General features: G+C 51.7%; 2 protein-coding genes. Both read left to right on the top strand.

Features of this window, described 5'->3' with window-relative positions; genetic code table 11:
• Positions 1-306 (top strand): hypothetical protein (locus J7439_RS25240; RefSeq protein WP_209204818.1); only part of this gene is annotated, 306 nt, incomplete at its 5' end.
• A 231-nt stretch (positions 307-537) separates the two neighbouring features.
• The coding region (locus J7439_RS25235) for a DUF1601 domain-containing protein (RefSeq protein WP_209204817.1) at positions 538-2,484 on the top strand (1,947 nt) is incomplete at its 3' end.

Genomic DNA, 2,484 nt, shown 5'->3' with positions numbered 1-2,484 from the left:
AATGGTTCGACTCTGCTTAAAATCGCACTGTTGCAAAAAGCAGGATTTGAGGTCATTGAAATTCCGGTTAACAGGCTTGGGAATCAGGATTTAATGAAACCATACATTGATCAAATAAAGACCGGGACAGGCATCGCGCCACAGAAGCATGGTTCTGTATCACTTAAAAAAGAGTGGGCAGATGCTGCATACGTTACTGCTGATAAAGGCAGGCAACCCACAGAGCACGGTTACTTAACCGTCGAAAAACAGTTAGAAGAACAAACCGGCAAACCAGCCAAGAGGAAGAGAAAAAACAGCCAGTAATCCCCTCCCTTCGACCCAGGAACCGTTTTCACATTCCAGGAAAGTTCTACCAGCGTTGAAGACCTGTTGCCCCTGAATTTCGCCCCGGATGATTTGAAGATAACGGATGGTTGGCATCAGGAGCAGATGCGTTTCTCTAACTGCTTACATTTGTAACATTCCAATAAAATGAACTTCTGCACAGAACAGCAGTCTGCTTTTTATATTCTCATGAATTAATGAAATATAATTATGGATAGAACCTCTGCTGGTATCAGTGGTCAATACGCAAGATCAGGTAATGATGACAACCAACCGGATGACCAGGCCGCTTCTTCAAGGCGTGGACGATATAGACATGCCACAGTCAGACAGTGGGATAATTCCCCCCGCACGGGGCGTAATGAATTTTACCAATCTTCTGCCGCAAGCCCTTCTCAATATCTACTGCACCGTTCAGTAAACCCTGCTCAAGATTTTAATGCTCTCACCCAACAGGAAATAATGGATGGTCTGGTGAGCAAATCGTATCGTTTCGGTCATCGCTATGATGGAAGAGATCACGGCCTATACGCCAGTTCAATTAAAAAATACACGTCAGCGTCTAAAAGACCTTTAAATAGAGCGGAACAAAGCCAGTTGATGCGTTTGCTGCAAAATTTCACAGCAACGCGGAGCTGGAATTGGCGAAGCCTGACGACAACACTGCACTCATTTACTTCAGCGGGTGTTTTTACCCCTCATAGACCCTTGGATGAGCGTGTCAAGCTTACTCAAACTGCCTTATTGTCAACACTGCTTGATGCAATAATATTCAAGTGCAACCAAAAAACTGAAGCCAGCTATATTGGTGCCCAGGGTGTCGCCAACCTGCTATGGGCTATGGCGAAACTGGTAGACAGCGGGCAGGAGCGAACACCAGGGTTCAACGCGGCTGTGGCCGCACTGTTGCCCCACGTGAACGCACAGAAAGACCAATTTATTCCTCAGCATATTGCCAACCTGCTGTGGGCCATGGCGAAACTGGTGGACAACGGGCAGGAGCGAACACCAGGATTCAATGAGGCCGTGGCCAGGCTATTGCCCGACGTGAACGCACAGAAAGCTCACTTTAAACCACAGGAAATCGCCAACCTGCTGTGGGCCATGGCGAAACTGGTGGACAACGGGCAGGAGCGAACACCAGGGCTCAATGAGGCCTTGGCCAGGCTATTGGCCGACGTGAACGCACAGAAAGCTCACTTTAAACCACAGGAAATCGCCAACCTGCTGTGGGCCATGGCGAAACTGGTGGACAACGGGCAGGAGCAGACAGCAGAGTTCAACGAGGCCGTGGCCACGCTGTTGTCCCGGGTAAACGCACATAAAGACCGATTTAATGCACAGGGTATTACCAACCTGCTGTGGGCCATGGCGAAATTGGTGGACAACGGCCAACAGCGGACACCAGGGCTCAACGAGGCCGTGGCTGCGCTGTTGCCCCTCGTGAACGCAAAGAAAGCTAACTTTAAGCCACGGGAAATCGCCAACCTGCTGTGGGCCATGGCGAAACTGGTGGACAACGGGCAGGAGTGGACACCAGAGCTCAAAGAGACCGTAGCCGCGCTGTTGCCCCTCGTGATCGCACAGAAAGACCAATTTAATGCCCAGGATATCGCCAACCTGCTGTGGGCCGTGGCAAAACTGGTGGACAACGGGCAGGACCGGACACCAGAGTTCAATGAGGCCGTGGCCGCGCTGGTGCCCCTCGTGAACACACAGAAACACCAATTTATTCCTCAGCATATCGCCAACCTGCTGTGGGCCATGGCAAAACTGGTGGACAACGGGCAGGAGCAAACACCAGAACTCAACGAGGCCGTGGCCGCACTGTTGCCCCATGTGAGCACACGGAAAGCTAACTTTACACCACAGGGTATCGCCAACCTGCTGTGGGCCATGGCGAAACTGGTGGACAACGGGCAGAAGCGGACACCGGGGCTCAATGAGGCCGTGGCCAGCCTATTACCCGACGTGAACGCACAGAAAGATAACTTTAAACCACAGGAAATCGCCAACCTGCTATGGGCCACGGCGAAACTGGTGGACAACGGGCAGGAGCGGACACCGCAGCTCAAAGAGGCCGTGGCCGTGCTGTTACAAGTGAACCCAGAGAAAGCTGACTTTAAACCACAGGAAATCGCCAACCTGCTGTGGGCC

The sequence above is a fragment of the Salinisphaera sp. G21_0 genome (assembly GCF_017744115.1).
In the GTDB taxonomy this organism is placed as follows: domain Bacteria; phylum Pseudomonadota; class Gammaproteobacteria; order Pseudomonadales; family Endozoicomonadaceae; genus Endozoicomonas.
Note: the sequence above shows the minus strand (reverse complement) of the source record. Positions and strands in the feature narration are given on the sequence as shown.